This window comes from Chitinophaga polysaccharea (genome assembly GCF_007829335.1).
GTDB lineage: Bacteria > Bacteroidota > Bacteroidia > Chitinophagales > Chitinophagaceae > Chitinophaga > Chitinophaga polysaccharea_B.
This window is the reverse complement of record NZ_VIWO01000003.1, coordinates 251,538-273,181: the sequence shown is the minus strand read 5'-3', so window position 1 is coordinate 273,181 and position 21,644 is coordinate 251,538. Positions and strand designations below refer to the sequence as shown.

Sequence of the window (21,644 nt, the reverse complement as noted above, 5' to 3'; positions counted from 1 at the left end):
GGTTTATTGCCCATAATAGGAATTGGGGCCATGTTTACGTTCAAAATGTTTTTTTATCAGTGCGTCTTTCAGACGGGGAGCATTGCTGTTGATAGACTCTGTAAGGTACGCCATCTGGGCAACAGACTCCAGTACGGCGCTGTTATACACGGCCTTGGCTGCAGTTTTACCCCAGGTAAAAGGGGCATGGTTCCCTACCAGGATCATTTCAATTTCTTCGTACGTGAGGCCACGTTCGCGGAGGGTATCCATAATCTGGAAACCAGTCTGGTACTCATAATCACCGGCAATCATGGCATCCGACATGGGCGATGCACAAGGGATGTCTACCGTGTTATGATCGGCGTGCGTGGTGCCATAAATGGGGATATCGCGCTGACTCTGCGCCCATGCGGTGGCATAGGTGGAGTGGGTATGTACAATACCGCCGATATGCTCCCAATGCTTATACAATACTGCATGGGTGAGGGTATCAGAAGAAGGGCGCAACCGGCCGTCTACTGTTTTCCCGTCAAAGTCTACGATGACCATCTTGTCGGGCGACAACTCCGCATAAGGCACGCCGCTGGGCTTAATCGCAAATACGCCCAGTTGCCGGTCTACCGCACTTACATTGCCAAAGGTGAAGATCACCAGCCCCAGTGCAGGCAGCTGCATATTGGCTTCGTAGGCAGCCTGCCGGATATGTTGATACTGTTGCATACAATAAATTAATCGATGTTGATATTTGCGGTGAAAGCACCCAACGCTTTATATTTCCCATACCTGTTTTCGTATATACCGGCCCGTTGGGTATCCGGATGGTAGGTTACTTCAAATCCCTGTCCCATCGCTTCCATGGCTTCTTCTACCCGGGTAAAGAGCCCCGCGGCGGTAGCGGCAAACATAGCGGCGCCTAACGCACAGGTTTGTTCAGAGCGATGAATACGGATCGGCATGTTCATTACATCGGCCATCATCTGCATGATGAAGGGCGACTTCTTCGCCACGCCGCCGATGCCGATAAGGCCTTTCACCGGCACGCCCTCTCTTTCGAAACGTTCTACAATCGCTTTGGCGCCGAAGCAGGTAGATTCTGCTACAGAGCGGAAAATACGCGGCGCATCGGTGGCGAGGTTGAGTCCAGTGAGACTTCCTTTCAGGGATTGGTCTGCGTCGGGAGTACGGCGACCGTTCAACCAGTCGATGCCCAGCTCACTGTGCTCGTCCGGGGCAATCCCGGCAGCCTGTCTGGATAATTCGGCAATCATTCTGCCGGAGGTTTCGGCTGCCAGCTTTGCAGCCAGCTCCGGATCTATAAGCGAAGAACCCGGCAACAGCTGTTGTAACGGCCATGCCAGTACGTTGCTAAACCAGGCATACGCATCACCGAAAGCAGATTGTCCTGCTTCCATGCCCATCATACCGGGGATCACCGATCCGGGCACCTGCCCGCAGATGCCTTTCACCAGCTTATCTTTCATTTCTCCCATAGGTGCTACCAGCATATCGCAGGTAGAAGTGCCCATTACCTTGCTCAGGTGATAAGGCTCAATTTGTCCGCCTACAGCGCCCATATGCGCATCAAACGCGCCTATGCCAATCACCACGCTGGTGGGTAGCCCCAGTCTTTCTGCCCATTCTGGGCAAAGGTGACCGGCGGCTTCACTGGAAGTATATGTTTTTGTAAACAGCCGTTGGGTAAATCCCTTTAACAGTGGGTCTATTGTCGTGAAAAAATTATCCGGCGGCAACCCGCCAAATTCAGCGGCATACAGGGCTTTATGTCCTGCGCTGCAGATGCCCCGTTTCAACTCACTGGCGTGCTTTCCGCCCGACAGCAGGAATGGGATCCAGTCGCAGTGCTCCACCCAGGAATGCGTAGCATTTCTCACGGATTCGTCTACCCGGAGAATATGCAGGAGCTTAGCCCAGAACCATTCAGAGGAATAGATGCCTCCTACATAGCGGAGGTAGTTTTCCCCGAAAGTGGAGGCGGTAGCGTTGATAGCAGCAGCTTCTTTCAGGGCGGTATGATCTTTCCACAATACAAACATGGCGTTTGGATTGTCCTGGAAAGCGGGGTTGAGTGCCAGCGGCGTACCGGTTTCGTCTACCGCTACCGGGGTAGAGCCGGTGGTATCTACGGAAATGGCTTTGATATTGGCGGCCACGGTGCTGCCGGCCTGTTGCAGACAGGCTTTGATAGTTGTTTCCAGTCCTTCTACATAATCCAGCGGATGCTGACGGAACCGGCTCTGCGCTGCGTTACAATAGAGACCATCCTTCCAGCGGGGGTAGTAAAATACCGATGCGGCTATTTCCTGCCCGTTTTGTACATCTACTATGATAGACCGGACAGAATCCGTTCCATAGTCTACTCCTATTACGTATGACGCCTTCATATTTATTGTAATATTGACACTTATTTAAAAGAGATAAAAATTACGGGTGCGTTTACACCCGTTTATTGACCGGTGACCTTTTTACTTTAGTTCCAGTACCACTACGGAGAACGGAGGTAATTTCACGCTGACCTGGTTATTCTTCAGGGTAGCGCCTTTAAAGTCGGCCGGCTTGATATTATCTGGTTTGGTAAAGCTGTTATAGTCCTGTAGTTTGGCAGAAGCCAGTATGCGGCCACTGATGGACTTATATCCCTGTCCATGTGTATCCAGCGTAATGTCCTGCGTTTTATGTGCATCGATGTTAACCAGTGAAATATGGGTAACGCCATTTTTATCTTTCGAAGCGGAGGCAGAAACGGCCGGCAGTTTCTCGTTTTTATATACGTAGTCATTGCTGTGTAACGCGATGGGAATAAGGGTGGCATCCTGGTGAACGTTATACATCTCCATGACGTGGTAGGTAGGCGTTAATACCATCACATCTCCTTTAGTGAGAATAACGGATTGCAGCACATTAATGGCCTGCGCCAGGTTGGCCATGCGTACCCGGTCGGAGTGGTTGTTGAAGATATTGAGTGTAGCGCCGGCAATCATGGCATCGCGCATCGTATTTTGCTGAAACAGGAAGCCGGGATTGGTACCGCCTTCCACATCATACCATCCACCCCATTCGTCTACCACCAGGGCTACTTTCTTGGCAGGATCGTATTTATCCATGATAGCGCTGTGTTTAATAACCAGGGTGTCCATAAACAACGCCGATTTCATGGTCGCGAAATATTGCTGTTCGTTAAAATTTACTGCATCGCCTTTTTTACTCCATTCTACCGTGGAGTAGTGGTGCAAGGCAATACCCTGCAACAAATGATGGGGAATATTTTTCATGAGCACCTCTGTCCAGTTATAGTCCGGGCCATTGGCGCCGGAAGCGATACGGAAGACGTTTCCCTGCATAAAAGTGGCGTACTTCCGGTAGAGGTCAGCGTAATATTCAGGGCGCATGTTACCACCGCATCCCCAGGCCTCATTGCCTACTCCCCAAAATTGCACCTTCCAGGGTTCCTTGCGGCCATTTTGCTGGCGCAGGTCCGACATCGGGCTTTTGCCGGGGAAGTTGGCATACTGCACCCAATCGGTCAGTTCCTGCACGGTACCGCTTCCTACGTTACCGGAGATATAAGGCTCCGTGTTCAGCTCTTCGCACATGTTGAGGAAGTCGTGTGTACCAAAGCTATTATCTTCTGTTACATTGCCCCACCAGGTATTTACGATGGTGGGTCTTTTATCTTTGGGGCCTATACCGTCTTTCCAGTGGTAGGTATCTGCAAAACATCCTCCCGGCCAGCGAAGGTTGGGGATCTTCATTTTGCGCAGGGCGGCAATTACATCTTTGCGTACCCCGCTTACGTTGGGGATATGAGAAGTATCACCCACATAAAACCCACCATAGATACAATTCCCCAGGTGTTCGGCGAAGTGCCCATAAATATTACGGTTGATGGTTTGTGTAGGCGCGTCCGGTTTAAAAGTAACCGTGTTCTGGGCAGATGCTGCCCCCGCGGAAAGCAGGACTCCTAAAATACCTGTGCGGATATACTGATAGTGCTTTTTCATAACGAGGCTTTTAAAAAAACAGGGCCAGGCATTCTTGCCTAACCTGTGAGAATTCAAAAAAACAAAATAATTGTCATACATACAATTAAAAATAGAAAAATCTTTTGAAAAGCAGAAGGCAGAAAGCAGAAAGCTATTGTAGCGAATGATCTGAGCGAATATCTAAAAACCGCGTTGGTTAACCGCCACAATAGCTTTCTGCTTTCCGCTTTTCTGTACCTTTATGTCCTATGAAACATTTTATATTGGCAAGCACTTCTACCTTGTTTGGGGAAACTTACCTGGCTTACCTGCAACCGGCCATGAAAGTGTTGTACGAAGGGATAGACGAGATCATATTTATTCCATATGCCCGCCCGGGCGGGATTTCGCATGATGACTATACCAGCAGGGCGGCCGAAGTTTTTGCGGCTATTGGTATAAAAGTGCGGGGGCTACATACTTTCGATGATCCGGGAGCCGCCATTGCGGGGGCGAATGGTTTTTTTACCGGTGGAGGCAACACCTTCCTGCTGGTAAAACAGCTGCATGAAAAAGGCCTGATGAATATCCTGGGAGAAGCTGTGAAAGCCGGCGCCGTTTACATGGGTTGCAGCGCAGGCAGCAACATCGGGGGCGTGTCTATGCAAAATACCAACGATATGCCGATTGTATATCCGCCCAGTTTTGCTACCATGGGGCTCATTCCTTTCAATCTTAATCCACATTACCTGGACCCCATCGAGGGTTCCCAGCATATGGGCGAAACCCGGGAAACCAGGATCAAAGAATACCATACACAAAATACCACCCCGGTGCTGGGATTGCGGGAAGGTAGCTGGATTTACGCCAGGGGCAAGCAACTCACCCTGGAAGGCACCCTGTCTGCCCGCATCTTCGAAGCAGGCAAAGAAGCCTATGAGCTGCCAGCAGGAAGTTCACTGACTTTCCTGCAATAAATATTCTAAAAAGAACAATCATTCTTTTATCTTTGTCTTTATGCGTATTAAAGATGAAAATAAAGCATTGGCCATCCGGGAGAAGGCAATGGAAATGATTGTCCAGGAAGGATTTGATGGACTTAGTATGCATAAACTGGCCAAAGCGGCCAATATATCGGTATCTACGATCTATATCTATTTCAAGAACCGGGAAGATCTCCTCAATCAACTGTATGCTACTGCTACCGCTACTTTTGTGGAAGAAACCATGAAAGGATTTGATCCTGATGTAGATTTTGAAACCGGGTTATGGCAGCAGTGGTACAACCGCTATCAGTATATTACGCAATACCCGCTGCATTACCGCTTTGCAGAACAGTTCCGGAACTCTCCCCTGATTGAAAAACAGGACGGTTCCCCGGAGTTTGCCTTCAAGGCAGCCATGCAGCGGTTTACCCAAAATGCCATCGACCGGGGAGAAATTATTTCCCTGCCCATAGAAGTGTTCTGGGCGATTGCCTATGGCGCCTTCTACACGTTAGTCAAGTTTCATATTGATAATGCCAGCATGTCGGGCAGGCCCTTTTCCCTTACCATGGAAATGCTGCGGCAGGTATTTCAACAGGTGATGAAATCCCTGCGGCATACATAGTCGCCTACCTGTTACAAACTCAACCCTCCATCGCAACGTATAATCGTTCCTGTTATATTCCTGTTCCGCATCAGGAACAGGATACTGTCTGCTACCTCTTCGGCCTCTCCCACCCTGCCTACCGGTGTTTGTGTGGCAAACTGCTCAAAGGTGGCTGCTTTAGCCTCTGCAGGCAGGAAATCCCACCAGGCAGTATTTACCACACCGGGTGAAACAGCGTTGATACGTAAGGGTTGTATTTCCCGGGCAATAGAAGGAATCATTAACTCCAGCGCCCCATTGATAGCGGCCAGCCCGGATACGCCAGGGGCCTGCGTAATAGCGGATATCGCGGTAATGAGGGTAATACTGCCTGTTTTATTGACATAGGGCAAAGCTGCCTGTAAGGTATTCAGCTGGGGCCAGAACTTCCCTTCAAATCCTTCCCGCAGTTCCTGCAGCGACAAGCCGGCAAAAGTACCGGCTCCTTTGGCGCCACTCAGCGCAATCACCAGGTGGTCGATAGGCCCATGGGCCTGGAAAAACTGATCCAGTGCCGTTCTGTTACAACTATCCATCGTGGCAGTATGTAACCCGGGATGGGCCGCCGCTGCCCTGGTTAGTTTATCAGCATCGCGACCAGTAATGGTTACCTGTGCCCGTTGTTGTACCAATGTTGCTGCGGTGGCTAATCCAATGCCGGAAGAACCGCCGGCAATCACTACTTTCTTACTTTCAAATGAGGTAGACATATCGTTAACTTTTATGCTCACAAAGTTGCGGCATAAAAGGCGGGGCACTGTTATCGCAATTATGCATTGTATTAACCAGATTATGCATTTTTACGAAACGCCAGCGGCGTTTGCCCGGTCTGTTCCCGGAAAAACCGGTTAAAGCCGGCAGGGTCACTGAAATTCAGTCGCCACGAAATTTCCGCCACAGAAGTATCTGTATACCGCAGCGCCGCTTTGGCCTCCTGAACCAGCATATCGGCAATTGCCTCCGACGCGGTATGGCCGGTGACTTCCTTTACCGTGCGGTTTAGGTGATTGGGGGTAACGCCCAACAGTGTGGCATAATCCGCTACCTTTCTCTTGGCTAGGAAATGCTGGCTCACCAGCTTTTTGAACCGTGGCACCAGGTAGGTATTACGTGTATCCGTAGCCGTGGTATCCAATCCCTGTGCTACATAACTTCGCTTTACTTCCAGCAATAAGAGGTACAGGTACATGTGGATAGCCTTTTCGCAACCGGACCGGTGCTGCTGCAGCTCTTCATTGATCTTTCTCACAAAATCCGCTACCGCTGTAATGGGGGCAACCTCCAGCTGTATAAAGGGAACGCCCGAATAGTCGAAAAAAGGAAATTCCTCCGGTATGCTGGCAGCCGGGATAATATCTTCCAGGAAGTCGGCATTGAATAAAATATAATAACCAAATGTATCAGCGCTGATATTGTCTTTACTGAATACCTGGCCGGGAAAGGTAAAACTCAACGTGCCGGGCCGGTGTCTAAACAGCTCCAGCCCCAGCTGCACATCCACACTACCGCTCAGGGTAATGCTGATCCGGTAGAAGTCGGACTTCAGCGGTCCTACTGCCGGCCGCAATCCTTCGCTGGAGTATATTTCAAAGCCTGGTATACGCCTGGCCGCATCCAGGTTGCTGTAACCAAAATCGGAAATATCGTGCTCCATCCGATGCAAATGCCGGAAATCATTCAATACATACTGTGGGATGTCTTGCCGGCGGAGTTGGGTATTCGTAGCCATTATGTTATATTCGTCACTAAAATTAGACAAATTATCTGCAATGGAGTTAACCACCTTATATCGCCCCGTAGGACCAGATGAACTAAAATTAATAGAACAGTCGGGCTGGAAAAGATTCCCGCCCCGAAGACCTGATCAACCCATTTTTTATCCTGTTATGAACGAAGCTTATGCGATCCAGATTTCCGTAGAATGGAATGTTCCGGCATACGGCTCCGGCTTTGTAACCCGCTTTGCGGTGGATAGCCGTTTCCTAGAAAGATACCCGGTGGAAAATGTGGGTGGCGCTATACATAACGAATTATGGGTACCGGCAGAGGAGCTGGAAGCGTTTAATGATCATATTGTGGGCGTGATTGAGGTTACGCAGTCTTATTACCAGGAAGGGAAATAACGTGTTACTGAAATTCAAATATAAAAACCAGGTACTGATAAATATTTTGAGAAAAGCGAGGAATATTTTGAAACATTTAAAAATGTTTGATTTCCTATTTATTAAAGCGGCCGAAAGGGTTGGGATTTCTGAATTAACCAGCAGTTTTCCCCATAAAACCATCAAAGAAATTTACACACCAAGTTTCTGCAACACATAAGCATCAAACCAGGTTGGGATATCGTCTGTTTCTATTTTAAGCGTTTCTCCGTCTATTACTTCGGCCACCAGCCGGTAGGCATCTGATGAATTATCAAAGAAAAAACAACGACGGCAAAAGGACAGCATATCAGCCACCAAATCCATAGATCTTATATATCGTTCCCGTATCTTTTGCTCGTCTACAGGGTGTCCTCCTTTCTCTACCCGCTCCTTGACCCGGTTTACATTGATATCTGCCGATTCTGTGGAAATAAAATACAGGTAATTTTTAAATCCGGCGGCATGTGCACTTTTCAGTACGTCCAGCTTAGAAAAGTGCGACATAACAGTTTCAAAGGAAAAAGTCTCTCCTTTAGCGATCAATAATCTCCGTAAATATTCAGATATCAGGGCTGCCTCATAGCTATTGGAATCTTCTCCTATGGTAATCACATTATTGGACAGGTTCAAGTCAATATTAAAACCCTCTTCCCTGGCCTTTGCCAGTAAAGTGGAGTGTTTAAGGTAGATATTAAAATCTGCGGTATCAGCTTCAAGATTATAATCTCCGAGGTTAACAAATCCTTTTTCCTTTGCGGCCTTTTCAATATCATCTGCATTGATGTAAGTACCGGTTTTATATAATTTCTGGATTTCCTTAATAATCGTGCTTTTGCCGGAGCCGTTGGGACCAGCAAAAACACGCATTCTTTTAGCCTTTTTTTCCAACATGGATAACTGCGCCTTTTACTAGTTTGCGTTCTTTGTACTGGTTATTTGGTTTCACGAGGATTTGTGAAATCTGCTGGTGACTGCCATCTGGCATTTCACGCACCACCCAGCCATCTTTTACACTGGTAATAGATATTTTCATGGCTCGGTTCTCGTTTATCGCGTTGCTGGCGGCGCGGCGCCCAACCACATCGAAGAAACCAGCCGGAAGGTGCTCTTCATAAGCTGTTATCTCTCCAACCTTCCTCCATGCAGCCCTGTCTTTAAGGGACTGATAGAAGCCACTGCTGTTTCTTTTCTTAGCCATAACTTTAAATTTACGAACTATAGGTTAACTCAATCATAAAGGTACAAATTTTCTGCCCTATAACATCTAAATAACAAATCGCCCGACAAGAATTTACTAAAAATATTAGTACACCTGTATCGACATATCATTCATCAAAGAAAGTCACGAGAATCTTATTTATTATGGATACCGTGACTTTTTTTGTGTGATATACACTAAAAATATTAGCAATACATAAACAATAGTTGCATGGAAGCAATGAAGTTGAGTGAAATGAGCCTGCCGCTGCTCTTCGCTAATACCATCCGCGTAAATGGAGCCAATATGCCTGATGGCTGCCTGGTGGTAGACCCCGCACTAAGACCTCAGAGCGGCAGTATCATCGTGGCGATACTGGACGGAGAGTTTACCATCAAGCGCCTGGTAAAGGCCGGCCGCAACTGGGTATGCACCCGGAAAGCCCATTTTATAAACCCATCCTGAACGGCGAAGACGCCGATTTCCAGGTATGGGGTGTAGTGACCAACACCGTTGTCTCTGCCCAATGTCATCCAAAGTCAATATAGCCGCGGTCTACGACGTAAAAACATCAGGCTGAAATGTGATATTATCCAGGATATTTACCTCATGAACCGATGCCGGAGTTATTTGAATAAATTCCGGAATGGCCGTTTTCAGGTCTAATTGAACCTGCACTTTGACACCACCTTGGTGGGTTGTTCTGAATTTTGCCCAACTGAATGCTGACAGGCATACATCCATGACGGTGGCATCTATTGCGAATACATTGTTCGTAAGGTCGACTTACAATGATTTGCTTCTTCAATCAGAATCATTGCCATCTCCGAAAAAATTCTATGATCACGATTTTCATTCGCATCAATAGACGCTCCATCATTTGTTGATCTAATAGCGTATTGGGTTTTAAATCCTCTATTCCACAATTCCCTGACAAAACCGTCACGTAAATTCTTTCTCTTAATTTTACATAAGCTTTATTACCTTGACCCAAAATATTTTCACCAGGAAATTGCATAGGAATAATTTTACGATCCTTAATCCAAAAAAACAGAAATTTCATCTGGATATTCTATAAAGCGTTATTATCTCGCTATATCAATCTTCACTTTCTTATTCTTGATCTTTTCATTCTTAATTTGTTCCAGGGCGTGTCCTACTTTGGATTTTACCACGGCTACAAATGAAAAGAAGTCTTTCACTTCAATTAAGCCGATATCTTCTTTTTTCAGGTGTGCTTGTTTGGCGAGGAAGCCTACGATATCTACTTTATTTACTTTATCCTTTTTGCCGGCGGCAATGAACAGCGTAGTCCATTTAGGTTTCTCCGGCAATTTCGCTGTTTCAGGCAGCTCAATAGTCTCGATGGTTTCATCGGCCAGGTAAGGCATCAGCTTTTCTTCGGGCGCAAGGATCACGATAGCAGTGCCACTGGCTTCCATCCTGGCGGTACGACCGTTGCGGTGTGTCCAGCTGTCTTCCGTATGTGGCAGGTGAAAGTGAACGATGTAGCGGATATTGGGGATGTCGAGTCCACGGGCGGCCAGATCAGTGGTGACCAATACGTTTACGGACCCGTTACGGAATTTGCAGAGGGCGGCATCGCGTTCCTGCTGCTCCATGGCGCCATGGTAGAAGGTATTGATGATACTTTTCTCCGACAGCATTTTGCTGGTACGCTCTACGGCTTCGCGGTGGTTGCAAAACACAATGGTAGAGCGGTTGCCCAGGTAGCAAATCAGGCGGAAGAGGGTATCTACCTTATCATTTTCCGGTGATAACACCTGTTTGATCGCGAGCCTTTCCGCCGGCGTACCGTTTTCCGGCAGGAAGTTCAGTTTTGCCGGCTGGTCCAGCACCAGGAATGCCGGGATGTCTACGGCTTCTGTGGCGGAGGTGAGGATACGCTTTTTGATATTGGGCAACGATTCCACGATGAAGGATACTTCTTCCTGGAAACCCAGTTCCAGGGTTTTATCAAATTCATCGAGCACCAGTGTTTCAATGGCGGCGATCGTAATATTTTCGCGACGGATATGATCTCCCAGTCGTCCGGGTGTGCCTACAATGACTGCGGGGGGCTGAATGAGATTATTTTCTTCAGTTTCCCGCAGATGGCCGCCATAGCAGGCCGTAATTTTATAGCCGGTGCCCATTTGTTTGAACACTTTTTCTATTTGCAGGGCCAATTCCCGGGAGGGCACTACGATGAGGGCCTGGGTATTTTTATTGGCAGGATCCAGTCTTTCCAGTATGGGCAGTAAAAATGCCAGCGTTTTACCAGAACCGGTGGCCGACAGCAGGATTACATCGGCATGTTGTTGGTTAGCCGTTACCGATGCATGTTGCATGTCGTTGAGTGAATCGATCTTAAGATTGGTAAGTATATTACCTACGGAGTACTTTTCTTTTTGCATTTGCGCAAAAGTACGAAAATTAAATTTGGCGCGCCTTAGCGGCAAAGATGCAGCTGATCATGGGCCGGGTAGCTGAAGGTATTGGGCAATACCCATCTCGCTTTATAAATTTTCCAGCCTTTTTGGGAGAAGACGGTATGCCCGCTGGCATCTATCACTTCGTCTGTCCACCACGATTCCTTGGGTTTTACCAGGAGCACCGGGTAACCGGCTGGTCCGGAGGATACGCTTTTAATATCGTGCTGTAATACCGGCGCCTGCGTGGCTTTCCGGGTTTTTACATCGAAAGTATATACGTTGGTCGTGTTCGTTAGCCATAAACCATTTTTACCATATATAGGAAACAGGTCATGCGCTTCCGTCCCCGGGATGGCTACAGCTGCTTCCGGCGTCAGGTCAGGGGCCTGGCAGTTGAAATTATAACTGAATACATGCATGGTATCCATAGCGGCCGTCCACAGCCGTTTGCCGGTAGCCTCCCATACCACATTGTGCCCAAAAGCTACCGGTATCTTTTTCGCATAAACGCCATCAGGATAGTGAAGGGTATCTGTTCTGAACAGCATTAGGTAATTACCGGTGCTGGAGGCGCTTATGATATTGCCATCGGGCAACAGCTCCACCGAATGCGTATTACCACCGGCATAGGCATAAAACACGGTTTTCTTATCTGCAATGCGGATAAGGGCTACGCCCCCGCCGGAAGCATTGGTTAAAATGTATTGGTTATTATATACCACTTTAGCGTCGCTGGGATTGCTGAACCATTTAACGTGCGCAGGCTGGATATTGGATAATTCTGGTTTCCACTCCCAGATCGTGGCGCCGGTAGTGATATTTACAATCACGATGCGATGTTGCGATTGTTCCGCCACCACTATACATTTATGACAATTGGCCACGGTAGATGCAGTATCAGACAGGTTTTCATATTTGGCAAAGCAGGTAACCGCCAGCAGGCAGCATAACCAGGAGCAGATAAGTTTTTTCATGATGCCACATAATTACAATTTCTTTCCGGGAAATAAAATAGTGTTAATTTAAGGGTATGAAAACACCTATTATCTTACTGGTACTGGCAGCAGACATGCTGATATCCTCCTGCCAGCAACAGGCGTCCAAACAGGCCGCTACGGTAACGGATACACTGACTACCGCCGCACCCGCTGAAGAAAAGAATACCACTCATTGTTACACCAAAGCGGTGGGCAGAGATACTATCCAGCTCAGCATCTCCTTTTCCGATAGCGTAGCTACCGGTGCGCTCCTTTATAATTTCTTTGAGAAAGATAAAAATACCGGCAAATTCAATGGCGTGCTGCACAACGGGATTATCCGGGGTAAGTATACTTTCTTCAGTGAAGGGGTAGAAAGCTCCAGGCCGGCTATTTTTAAGATTTCCGGGCAACAGGCCTATGAAGCCCTGCCGGAGAGTATGGACCGCCTCGGTCAACCTGTTTTTAACCTGGATAATGATAAATTGAAGTTTGATAGTATTCCGCTGGTAGCGGGCGAGTGTAAATAACTTACTGACATCTTCTATAAAACGCGACAGCCGGTCCTTTTAAAAGGACCGGCTGTCGCGTTTTTACATTCCTTTAGAATTTATAGGATACCGTTCCGGTAAACTGGGTAGGTGGTATCGGGTTAATGCTGTAGTTTTCGTGTACGTAGTAGTTGTAAGTATTGGTAACGTTAGCTACTTTGGCCATCACTGCAAAACGTTTGAAGTTGTACCCGGCGCTCAGGTCGAGGGTAGAAAAACCTGGCACAGAAATCAGGCGGCTGAATTGCTGTGATTGACCTACGGTATTATTCCAACCTGCATAACGCTGACCAATGTAATAAAATCCTGCACCGAATTTCAGTCCTTTCAGTTTAGTTTGCTGTAAAGTATAGAAGGCGCTGGCGTTGGCAGTATGATTAGGGTTACCTACCAGGCGTTCTCCTTCTATAGAGCTGCCTTTCAGACCAGCCGTCTTTTCGATGGTCATATTGTTGTAGCTATAACCGGCTACTACATCCAGTCCTGGCAGCGGGTGGCCGGCGATATCCAGCTCTACGCCCTGGCTCAGGGTTTCACCAATCAACGTTTTGATAAGCGTGTTGTTATTCTGCGTTACACCATCTTTCAGGTAAGGCGCCGTTTGTGCGTAGTTATTATTCCGGATGCGATAAGCTGTTACATTTACAGACAGTAAGCCATTGAAGAAATCGTTTTTAACACCTGCTTCATACTGGCTGATGATAGAAGGCTTCAGGGTTTCACCGTATATATCATTTCCGGTATTAGGTGTAAAAGAAGTTGAATAGCTGGCAAAGATGGCTGTATTAGTTATTGGCTTATACACGATACCAAAACGGGGAGAAAATGCCTGGTCATATTTTCCTTTGCCTACTGTTTTACCACCCTTAAAATTATATGCTGCTGTAGCTTCTGTTTGCAAATAAGAGTAACGAACGCCTGCCAGTACTTTCAATTTTTCTGAAATGCTGACTAAATCCTGCACATATACGCCCACCCTGTTGATTGGGTTATTGGTAACGGTGCTAAGTGCAGAGGAAGGCAGATCGGTTCTGCGGTTATATTTAGCCGGGTCAAACACATTGATACTATCATAAACACCTGTTTTACCTGGTAATACAGTAGGTACGCTGTAAGCATAAGTGCCGGTCAGGTATCTGTCGGCATCCACACCGGCGAGGATAGTATGTTCCAGGGAACCAGTTCTTACTTTACCGGTAAGATCCAATTGACCGGAATAATAATCTTCGTTGGTAGCATTTCTGCCCAGCAGGCGTCTGTATTTACCGTCGGACTGAACCTGTATTCTTTCTATTGCGTAGTAATCACGTTGGTACTTAGAGTAAGACACGATACCGTTCAGTGACCAGTCTTTGCTCAGCTTATGACGGATATTGGCAGAGGCAGTAGTTTGTTGGGTATGTGCATATTGCCAGCTTTCTCCAAAGAAGGTATTGCGCGGTACTTTCATGATCGCCGTATCGGAGATAGAACCAATACCGAAGTCTGGTGTAAAGTCGTGTTTCAGGTAGTCGGCCTGTACGACTAATTCGGTACGGTCGCTCAGCTTAAACAACAGGGAGGGGTTGATATAGTAACGTTTGGAGTGTACCTGATCGCGGTAACTATCAGCGGTTTCGAAGGTGCCGTTTACGCGGAACGCTACTTTTTGGGAGATTGGACCATATACATCGAAAGCTGGTTTCAGCAGTCCGAAGCTACCGGCTCTGAGGCTTACTTCTCCGCCGAAGTTAAATTTAGGTTGTTTGGTTACCATGTTCATCACTGCTCCTGGTGCTACGTTGCCGTAGAGGATGGCGGCGCTGCCTTTCAGCACTTCTATTCTTTCCAGGGAGCTCATTTCCGGCATGGCACCGGAGTTCACGCGGGCGCCGTTTTTGAACATATTGGTAGAAGAAAATGCGTATCCGCGGGCGTTGAAAGCTTCCTGGGTACCTGCGCGGGTGGAGGCCATGTATACGCCGTTGATATTTTTCACCACGTCGCTCATGCGTTGCGACTGCTGGTCTTCCAATACTTCATGCCCAATGATAGCCACGCTCTGGGGCAGGTCCATCACAGGTACCGGTAATTTACCGATGCTCACTGGCTTTTTATTGATGGTGCGGGTTCTTGTACCATCTACCACAATTTCATTCAGCTGGCTGGAAGTTGCTTCCAGGGCCAGGTGCAGGGCGGTTACCTCATCGGCAGCCACGGTAATGTTGTTGTGGAGGGTTTTAGTACCGGTATAGGAAACCACCAGGACGTAATTACCTGGCTTTACATTTTTGATGATAAATTGACCTTCTTCATCGGTGAGGGCGCCTTTCTTGGTATCCTTTAATCCAATGGTGACAAAGCTGGCTGGCTGGCCATCTGCAGAAGTGATCTTTCCTTTAACGGTGCCATTTTGCGCCAGTACAGTAAGGTTTATTAAAATGAGGCTGAGAATAAAGTATAAATGCTTCAACTACTAATATTTTTCGCAAAGTTGCAGCGATTCAGTTTGTTTGGTGTATCAGATCGGGAAAATGATTTACGCAATCGGGAAAAAAATAGGGAGTTTTACGATAAGGAAAATGATTATTATTAATAATCAATTATTTACAAAAAATAATAATTTATATTTTAAAAAACGGGAAGTTACTTAAGGACAAAGCATATTATTAAATAAGCCTATCCATTAGGCTTTTAATGATAGAACGATTTATCATACTTTTTAAAGTCAACAGCTTTAAATAAATTATGCTAATTTATTTAGTAATTGCATATTTGTACAATGTTTTATAGAAGGAAATTGGTACTGGCTTTATTGCAAAAATTTGAAGGCTCTTTAGGAAAAACCAGCTTTCAAAAATTCCTCTTATTATTAACTAAGATGCAAGAGCGCCCAGATTACCACTTTGTTCCTTATAAATTCGGATGCTTTTCATTTCAAGCAATGGCTGATATATCCACTATGACAAAGTATGAACAAGTTGTCCTGGATAGTCACGGAATAAAAAAAATTGACAAAGCCGATTATATCATTCAATTAAAGGAAACCGATAAAAGGGCTTTAAATCAATTGTTTTTATTGCATGGTAAGAAGAACTATAAAGACCTGATTAAATACACCTACAGTAAGTATCCTTTTTACGCAATTAATAGCGAAATTGCTGATAGATACTTAGCAGAAGATGACTTAAGAATAGTTCGGCAGCATAGGCCCCAGAGCAACCGCACTATTTTATATACTATCGGATATGAAGGTATTACATTGGAAGAATACCTCAATAAACTCCTTCTTAATGATGTTAAAGTACTGGTAGACGTTAGAAACAATCCACTTAGTATGAAATATGGCTTTAGTAAAAGCCAGTTAGTGAATTCATGTAAAAGTGTAGGAATAGCATACATCCATATTCCGGAAGTAGGAATTGTTTCTGAACAGCGGCAAGAATTAAAATCGCAGAAAGACTATGATGATCCATCGGCATTTTTTACCCTTTAAAAGAAATACAGGGTTCCTTGTTTTAACTCTACTAACGCTCTTTCTTATAACCTGAGGAAAAATCGCCTGCGTTACCAACGCAAGCGATTTCCAATCTATTTCTACCGCCCCTCTCAATGCCCCGGCTTCATCTCATTTACCCACTGCCGGATCAACGCCACTCCTTCTTTATGAATCACCGTGCGGGCCAGTTCTGGCATGGCCGTACCAGGCTCGGTACTATTCATCCGGTATACCAGGATGGAGTGTTGTGCATCGCCGGGGATCACGTCGTAGTCGAGGCCGCCGGCGCCGCCACCTGCCGATACCGGCGATTTCATCATACCCAGGTGATCGGCCCCGGTTTGTTCATATTCCAGGAATAGACCAGTATTATAGGCATCACCACCCTTGGTATGGCAATGTGCACAGTTTACGTCGAGGTAGGCGCGGGCACGCTGACTCACGCTAAAGTGTACACTGTCTTTCCAATCGGGCAGTTGCGGCACTTTATCCGGGGCAGGCAAACCCGCCAGTAGTCTATTACTGGCCCACTCCTGCAACTGGTTGGCCGTTTGTCCATGACGTACGTAGTTGAGGTTACGCGCCTTGGGGCCAATGGGTGTAAGCACGCTGTTGTTGATATGGCAGCGTTTACAATCGTTGGTATTGGGCATCTGGTATACAGTCGACTGCTCGTGCCCGTTATCGTCCAGGAAGGTGATCGGGATTTTCTTACCCAGTATCCACTTGCCGGCATCCTGCTGGTCTTTATTCCAGAGGTAATTCATCACTTTCCACTGATGATCGGCCGGATCCCTAAACAGGAGCCGGGTTTCTATCATCACCTTTTCGTGCGCGGGACTGGTGTAAGCGAAGTTTTTAATGATGAAAGTCGAATCAGGAAAATCCAGTGCACCGTGATCGGTATAACGGATTTGTTTTCCCTCCGGCACAACTACAAAGCGATCTTTCACCGCATAGTCGGTAAACAGTGGCGTGGCTAATTCATAATTCACTACGCCCTCGCGGGGAGTCAGTGTTTTCAATGCGCCGGTAAAAAAGCCGTAGTCCGACAATTTATCTTTAAACTGAAACAGTCCGGCCACCACAGCAGGCGCCGGGCGTTGCTGGCAACTCTGCACAGCGGCCAGCCACAGTATTACACACAATATCAATAAGCAAAGCTTCCTCATCTCCCGAAAAAAATTTATTTACAAACATAAGGTGTCACATCCGTGCTGGGATGCCAGGTCTTCGATTTCATATTCAGCGCATCGACATTCACAAATAGATTGGGCCCCTGCTGCTGAATACAGAGCGAGTCCGGGTTCACTGCTGTGCCTTTTGTGAGCAGATTGGTGGTAATGCCATCGTAGGTAATAAATGGCAAACGGGCATTTTTGCGGGACGGATCCATGGCATTCAGCTGCTGCTCAATACCTACCAGTATTTTACCGGTATGGTGCTCATAAACAGCCGGAGGAAACGCATTTGCCACTTCCATAGTATTATCATGGATATGCACATTGCGCGGAATCGGGAAATAGTGATCATTGATCTTTGATCCTGCACTTTCATCGATAAAAAATCCGGATACTACAGAAATAGCGCTGGAGTTGTTATTGATAATACGATTGTGATGGAGGTCGATATCAGAAGCGGCTAAAATCACCACCCCGCTACCGGGAGCTGCGTTACCAACACCCCAGGTAGAACCAAAGCTACCGGATTTGGCGAAATTACGTTCGTTGTTATCGTGAAAATAGTTGTTGTATGCTTTTACAAAACCACCCCGTTTAGATAAATCCGGCAAGTCGAAAATCAGGAAGCCGGCGGTATTTCCCCAAAATTCGTTGTCATATACTTCTGCGTGGGAAGTATTTTCGATTTCGCAGCCGGCCACATTCTTATAGGCTTTGCATTTACGTACAATGGCGCTATCGGTTTGCCCTACGTAAATACCGGCATCAGAAGCGCCCTGCGCATAACAGTTTTCTACCAATACATTTTTACACATTACCGGGTAGATAGCATATCCGCCGGTAGTGGAATCTGATACCGACCACACCGCATGCAGGTTAGTGATTACCACATTTTCGCTTTTGTTGATCTTGATCAGATCACCTTTGGAATCCCGCAGGGTAAGGCCATCGATGGTAAACCCTTTTACATCGGTAACCCGGATACCTTCCCCACCCTGGCTTTGCGCCGAAAAGTCGAGGATCGTTTTATCCGGACCAGCACCCTGTATTTTAATATGTTTTAGCTGGGCAATGCTCAGGTTATCAAATTTGTACAGTCCCTCTTTCAGGGTAATATTGCTGCTGTCGATGAGCGTCAGCAATGCTTCCGCTATTTTCGTTTCGTCTCCGGGACCAAAGCTCAGCTGTTTCTTATAACCGCCGGCATCTCCGGCATCTTTTACTTCCGGCCCCTTACAGGCCGCCAGCAAGGATAACAACAACAGGTAGTGTGTGTATCGTTTCATGTAATTTATATTTTATTATCAGAAAACATTGTACGCAAAAGTGATATAGTACATACCGCCAATAGCAGGACTACCAAAGCCATTCCTGTAATACGTATTGGTAAGGTTGGTACCGCCCAGCTTGATCGTGGAATGTGCCTGGAGCAAGCGATAGCTCACCTGGGCATCGATCACTGCAGAAGCTGGTACCGTACCGCTTCCGAAGCCTATCTGGTAGAAATAAGCCGGGCGATAACGGAAGGTAGTATTGAAAGAATAACGTTCTTTCTTACCAAAGCCCGTGTTACCAAAATCTACATTGAATTTATAGTTAGGCGTGTTGAAATTGTTTACCTGGCTGTTGTTCCGGTTCTTGAGGAAGTCGGACGAGAAATTGACCTTCCCCAGGAAGTGGTGGGAGAAATCGATGCTCACGCTGGCTGCATAGCCATAGGTATTTACTTTTTCAGCGCCATTATAGGCGATATTGTATTGAATATATTTGCTGTGGTCCAGGAATGCCTGCGGATCGTCGGTGCCCGGCGTGTTGGCCACGTTTACATAGCCGATAAAGTTTTTCCAGGTGGAGTAGTATCCCAATACATCAATTAATACCCTGCCCGCAATCAGGGAAGAGTATCCCAACTCAAACGCATCTACGGATTGTGGCCGGATATCTTTCAGTTGAAACTGTTTCAGGTCGGCCGGATTTTTACTATGTTGGAAAGAATCTACGCTGCTCAGGGTGTAAGCCGGGTATTTATCAAAATGATACACGCCATTCAGTAAACGGTCGGAGCCCCCGGAAGCGAAGCTGTTATAGTCTATCAGGGTGCTTTGCAGCGATTGGATATTGGAAGGGAAGCTATAGGCATTCTGGTAAGAGAAGCGGATGAAACTTTCCTTGTTTACTTCTAGTACGGCCGATACCCGGGTGGTGATGCGGGGTTTGGCGAACAAGGTATTTTTATCATACCGGAATGCCGCCGCCAGGCTGAGTTTATCGTGTATTACTTTTTTGGTGAGATGGGCATAAGCGCTGTATTCTGCTACATCGATCGGGGCATCATTATCGGGAAATAAAGTGCCTTTGGAGTCCAGCCGGTACAGGCGATAGTTGAGCCCTGCAATCAGCTCCGCAAACTTCACCAGGTGGGTAAAGTTGTATTGTACTTCTGTGTTGAACAGGCGGCTTCGGTCGGTAAACAGGGTCCCTCCTTTCGACGTCGGGATACTGGAGATACTGTCTTTCAGGTGCAGGAACTGGGGGCTGCCGGCGTCGGGCCGGCCCTGGTCGGCAAATACCCTGGCCATATTGCTGGCATCGAGGTAGCTTTTGCCCTGCGACATGGCTTCCAGCAAAGCGCTGGTATACTGCGGGTACCAGCCATCGCCGGTATTAGCGTTGTAGCTGGGCTTCCAGGCTTCGTTGAGCAGCTGCACCGTAGGCATGGCAATGATGGTGTGCCCGGAGTTTTCGCGACTGGTATAGGCACGAACAAACCAGTGTTCGGCCTTTAGTTCTGCCCGGTATTGCCCCAGGTGAAAGCCGGTCAGCGCATAACGGGTATCATTGCTGTATACCGCGTTACCCTGGCCATAGGTACCGGATAAAATAGCTTCCAGCTTAGGCTTTATTTTATAGCGGAGTTCTACGTTGGCTTTAAACATTTTGGCATCGCTGCTCAGGTAACCATATTCAGGGTAGCCGGTGCGGGCCACATAGTGGCTGCCTTCTGCCAGCATGGGGTTGATAATAGGCGCCAGTTCCGGCACTTGCGCCAGGGCGCCTTCCAGGAAGGGGTTAATGTCAACGGAGGTCTTGCTGCCGTAAATGTTTACGCCATTGTAGTTAGGATCTTGCCGCGGGCCACCGGGGCCATTGGTATTCGTAGTATCGTTGGCCATCCAGTCTTTCGCCTGGGTGTACTGTACATTTATTTTAAACGCAAACTTATCGTTCACTTTCTTTCCCCAGCGCACGGTCCAGTCGTAGTAGGGCGAAGGTCCCAACGGGTCGTTAGACTTCCTTTTTTTTACATGATTTACGCCCTGGGTGATCTGGGCGCTGAGCCCCTGGTATTTAAACGGGTCTTTACCGGTCATCACCATGGTGCCGTTTAGTCCGCGGGAGCCATACAGGGCGGATGAGGCGCCAGAGAGCACTTCCAGGTTATCCACATCCAGCTCTGTGAGCCCGATGATAGCGCCGATGGGAAAGTTGAGCCCGGGGGCCTGATTATCCATCCCATCCACAATCTGGGTAAAGTTGGTGTTACCGCTGGTGTTAAAGCCACGGGTGGTGATAGTGGTAAACAGCAGGCTGGAGGTGGTCACGTCTACTCCCTTGAGGCCCTGGATCATGTTATAATAGCTGGGTTGCGGGGAGTTGATAATGTCTTTGGTACCGATCCTTTCGATGGTGACGGGCGACTCAATCTTTTTTTGTACAAAGCGGCTGGCAGAAACCACCACTTCCTTACCCAATACCGAGGCAGGTGATAATTCCACCCGCTGGAAACCGGGGCCGGAAACGGTGATTTCCTTTGTTTCAAAGCCAACCGATGACAGTATAAGGGTAACAGGATATGTTTTCCGGGTGGAGAACTTAAAGTTCCCCTGGTCGTTGGTATAGTCGCCGTTGGGGGCTTCTTTCATGGTAACAGATACTACAGGTACTACTTCTTTGGTTACGCTGTTCCGAACATTTCCTGAAATGACAATCTGTGCGGTAGCAACAAATTGCAACCCGAACAGGCAAACCATACTTATAAAAGTGGATTTAAACATCGGCAGAACGATTTAGATGGCTTGGTTGTTA

20 protein-coding genes are annotated in these 21,644 nt (G+C 47.2%); 6 read left to right on the top strand and 14 right to left on the bottom strand.

The window, feature by feature from the left end:
- Positions 1-3 precede the first annotated feature (3 nt).
- The 3 genes from FHW36_RS12770 to FHW36_RS12760 form a co-directional block, all read right to left on the bottom strand.
- Positions 4-702: an L-ribulose-5-phosphate 4-epimerase gene (locus tag FHW36_RS12770; protein WP_145669031.1), complete on the bottom strand. Its 699-nt coding sequence runs from the start codon at positions 700-702 to the stop codon at positions 4-6.
- 8 nt (positions 703-710) lie between these two features.
- Positions 711-2,384: a ribulokinase gene (locus FHW36_RS12765; protein WP_145669028.1), complete on the bottom strand. Its 1,674-nt coding sequence runs from the start codon at positions 2,382-2,384 to the stop codon at positions 711-713.
- Between the two features lie 81 nt (positions 2,385-2,465).
- The gene (locus FHW36_RS12760) at positions 2,466-4,001 is read right to left on the bottom strand and encodes an alpha-N-arabinofuranosidase (protein WP_145669025.1); all 1,536 of its coding nucleotides are present in this window, start codon (positions 3,999-4,001) and stop codon (positions 2,466-2,468) included.
- A 230-nt stretch (positions 4,002-4,231) separates the two neighbouring features.
- On the opposite strand from FHW36_RS12760, the gene pepE reads away from it, so the two are divergent.
- Together pepE and FHW36_RS12750 are read left to right on the top strand one after the other, a co-directional pair.
- On the top strand, positions 4,232-4,939 hold the full coding sequence (gene pepE / locus FHW36_RS12755) for a dipeptidase PepE (protein ID WP_145669022.1): 708 nt from the start codon (positions 4,232-4,234) through the stop codon (positions 4,937-4,939).
- Between the two features lie 40 nt (positions 4,940-4,979).
- On the top strand, positions 4,980-5,573 hold the full coding sequence (locus tag FHW36_RS12750) for a TetR/AcrR family transcriptional regulator (RefSeq protein ID WP_145669017.1): 594 nt from the start codon (positions 4,980-4,982) through the stop codon (positions 5,571-5,573).
- 11 nt (positions 5,574-5,584) lie between these two features.
- Here the strand turns inward: FHW36_RS12750 and FHW36_RS12745 are convergent, their stop codons facing one another.
- The gene (locus tag FHW36_RS12745) at positions 5,585-6,304 is read right to left on the bottom strand and encodes an SDR family oxidoreductase (RefSeq protein ID WP_145669014.1); all 720 of its coding nucleotides are present in this window, start codon (positions 6,302-6,304) and stop codon (positions 5,585-5,587) included.
- A gap of 80 nt (positions 6,305-6,384) precedes the next feature.
- Positions 6,385-7,323: a helix-turn-helix domain-containing protein gene (locus FHW36_RS12740; protein ID WP_145669011.1), complete on the bottom strand. Its 939-nt coding sequence runs from the start codon at positions 7,321-7,323 to the stop codon at positions 6,385-6,387.
- 40 nt (positions 7,324-7,363) lie between these two features.
- Here FHW36_RS12740 and FHW36_RS12735 point away from each other — a divergent pair, with 40 nt between their 5' ends.
- Positions 7,364-7,717, top strand: coding sequence for a hypothetical protein (locus FHW36_RS12735; RefSeq protein ID WP_145669008.1), 354 nt, complete (start codon positions 7,364-7,366; stop codon positions 7,715-7,717).
- A 171-nt stretch (positions 7,718-7,888) separates the two neighbouring features.
- Here the strand turns inward: FHW36_RS12735 and FHW36_RS12730 are convergent, their stop codons facing one another.
- Complete coding sequence (locus FHW36_RS12730) at positions 7,889-8,605, bottom strand: toxin (protein ID WP_145669006.1); 717 nt, start codon at positions 8,603-8,605, stop codon at positions 7,889-7,891.
- A gap of 4 nt (positions 8,606-8,609) precedes the next feature.
- Positions 8,610-8,936, bottom strand: coding sequence for a hypothetical protein (locus tag FHW36_RS12725; protein ID WP_145669004.1), 327 nt, complete (start codon positions 8,934-8,936; stop codon positions 8,610-8,612).
- A gap of 231 nt (positions 8,937-9,167) precedes the next feature.
- On the opposite strand from FHW36_RS12725, the gene FHW36_RS12720 reads away from it, so the two are divergent.
- Positions 9,168-9,401, top strand: coding sequence for a LexA family protein (locus tag FHW36_RS12720; protein WP_145669001.1), 234 nt, complete (start codon positions 9,168-9,170; stop codon positions 9,399-9,401).
- A 90-nt stretch (positions 9,402-9,491) separates the two neighbouring features.
- Here FHW36_RS12720 and FHW36_RS31055 read toward each other — a convergent pair whose 3' ends face one another.
- From FHW36_RS31055 to FHW36_RS12705, 3 genes are all read right to left on the bottom strand, one after another.
- A complete protein-coding gene (locus FHW36_RS31055; protein ID WP_394349217.1) occupies positions 9,492-9,695 on the bottom strand; it encodes a transposase in 204 nt (67 codons plus the stop codon).
- A 326-nt stretch (positions 9,696-10,021) separates the two neighbouring features.
- Positions 10,022-11,353, bottom strand: coding sequence for a DEAD/DEAH box helicase (locus tag FHW36_RS12710; RefSeq protein WP_145668996.1), 1,332 nt, complete (start codon positions 11,351-11,353; stop codon positions 10,022-10,024).
- Positions 11,354-11,388: 35 nt separating this feature from the next.
- The gene (locus FHW36_RS12705) at positions 11,389-12,345 is read right to left on the bottom strand and encodes a DUF6528 family protein (protein ID WP_145668993.1); all 957 of its coding nucleotides are present in this window, start codon (positions 12,343-12,345) and stop codon (positions 11,389-11,391) included.
- A 56-nt stretch (positions 12,346-12,401) separates the two neighbouring features.
- On the opposite strand from FHW36_RS12705, the gene FHW36_RS12700 reads away from it, so the two are divergent.
- Positions 12,402-12,878: a hypothetical protein gene (locus FHW36_RS12700; protein WP_145668990.1), complete on the top strand. Its 477-nt coding sequence runs from the start codon at positions 12,402-12,404 to the stop codon at positions 12,876-12,878.
- Positions 12,879-12,951: 73 nt separating this feature from the next.
- Here the strand turns inward: FHW36_RS12700 and FHW36_RS12695 are convergent, their stop codons facing one another.
- Positions 12,952-15,351, bottom strand: coding sequence for a TonB-dependent receptor (locus FHW36_RS12695; RefSeq protein WP_145668987.1), 2,400 nt, complete (start codon positions 15,349-15,351; stop codon positions 12,952-12,954).
- A 327-nt stretch (positions 15,352-15,678) separates the two neighbouring features.
- On the opposite strand from FHW36_RS12695, the gene FHW36_RS12690 reads away from it, so the two are divergent.
- Positions 15,679-16,374 (top strand): DUF488 domain-containing protein, encoded by a 696-nt coding sequence (locus FHW36_RS12690; protein WP_186452414.1) that lies wholly within the window; start codon positions 15,679-15,681, stop codon positions 16,372-16,374.
- Positions 16,375-16,487: 113 nt separating this feature from the next.
- Here the strand turns inward: FHW36_RS12690 and FHW36_RS12685 are convergent, their stop codons facing one another.
- From FHW36_RS12685 to FHW36_RS12675, 3 genes are read right to left on the bottom strand one after another with little or no spacing between them, the layout of a single operon-like run.
- Positions 16,488-17,549, bottom strand: a complete 1,062-nt coding sequence (locus FHW36_RS12685; protein ID WP_145668981.1) for an SO2930 family diheme c-type cytochrome — start codon at positions 17,547-17,549, stop codon at positions 16,488-16,490.
- A 14-nt stretch (positions 17,550-17,563) separates the two neighbouring features.
- A complete protein-coding gene (locus FHW36_RS12680; RefSeq protein WP_145668977.1) occupies positions 17,564-18,844 on the bottom strand; it encodes a parallel beta-helix domain-containing protein in 1,281 nt (426 codons plus the stop codon).
- Between the two features lie 18 nt (positions 18,845-18,862).
- A complete protein-coding gene (locus tag FHW36_RS12675) occupies positions 18,863-21,613 on the bottom strand; it encodes a carboxypeptidase-like regulatory domain-containing protein (protein WP_145668974.1) in 2,751 nt (916 codons plus the stop codon).
- Between the last annotated feature and the right edge of the window lie 31 nt (positions 21,614-21,644).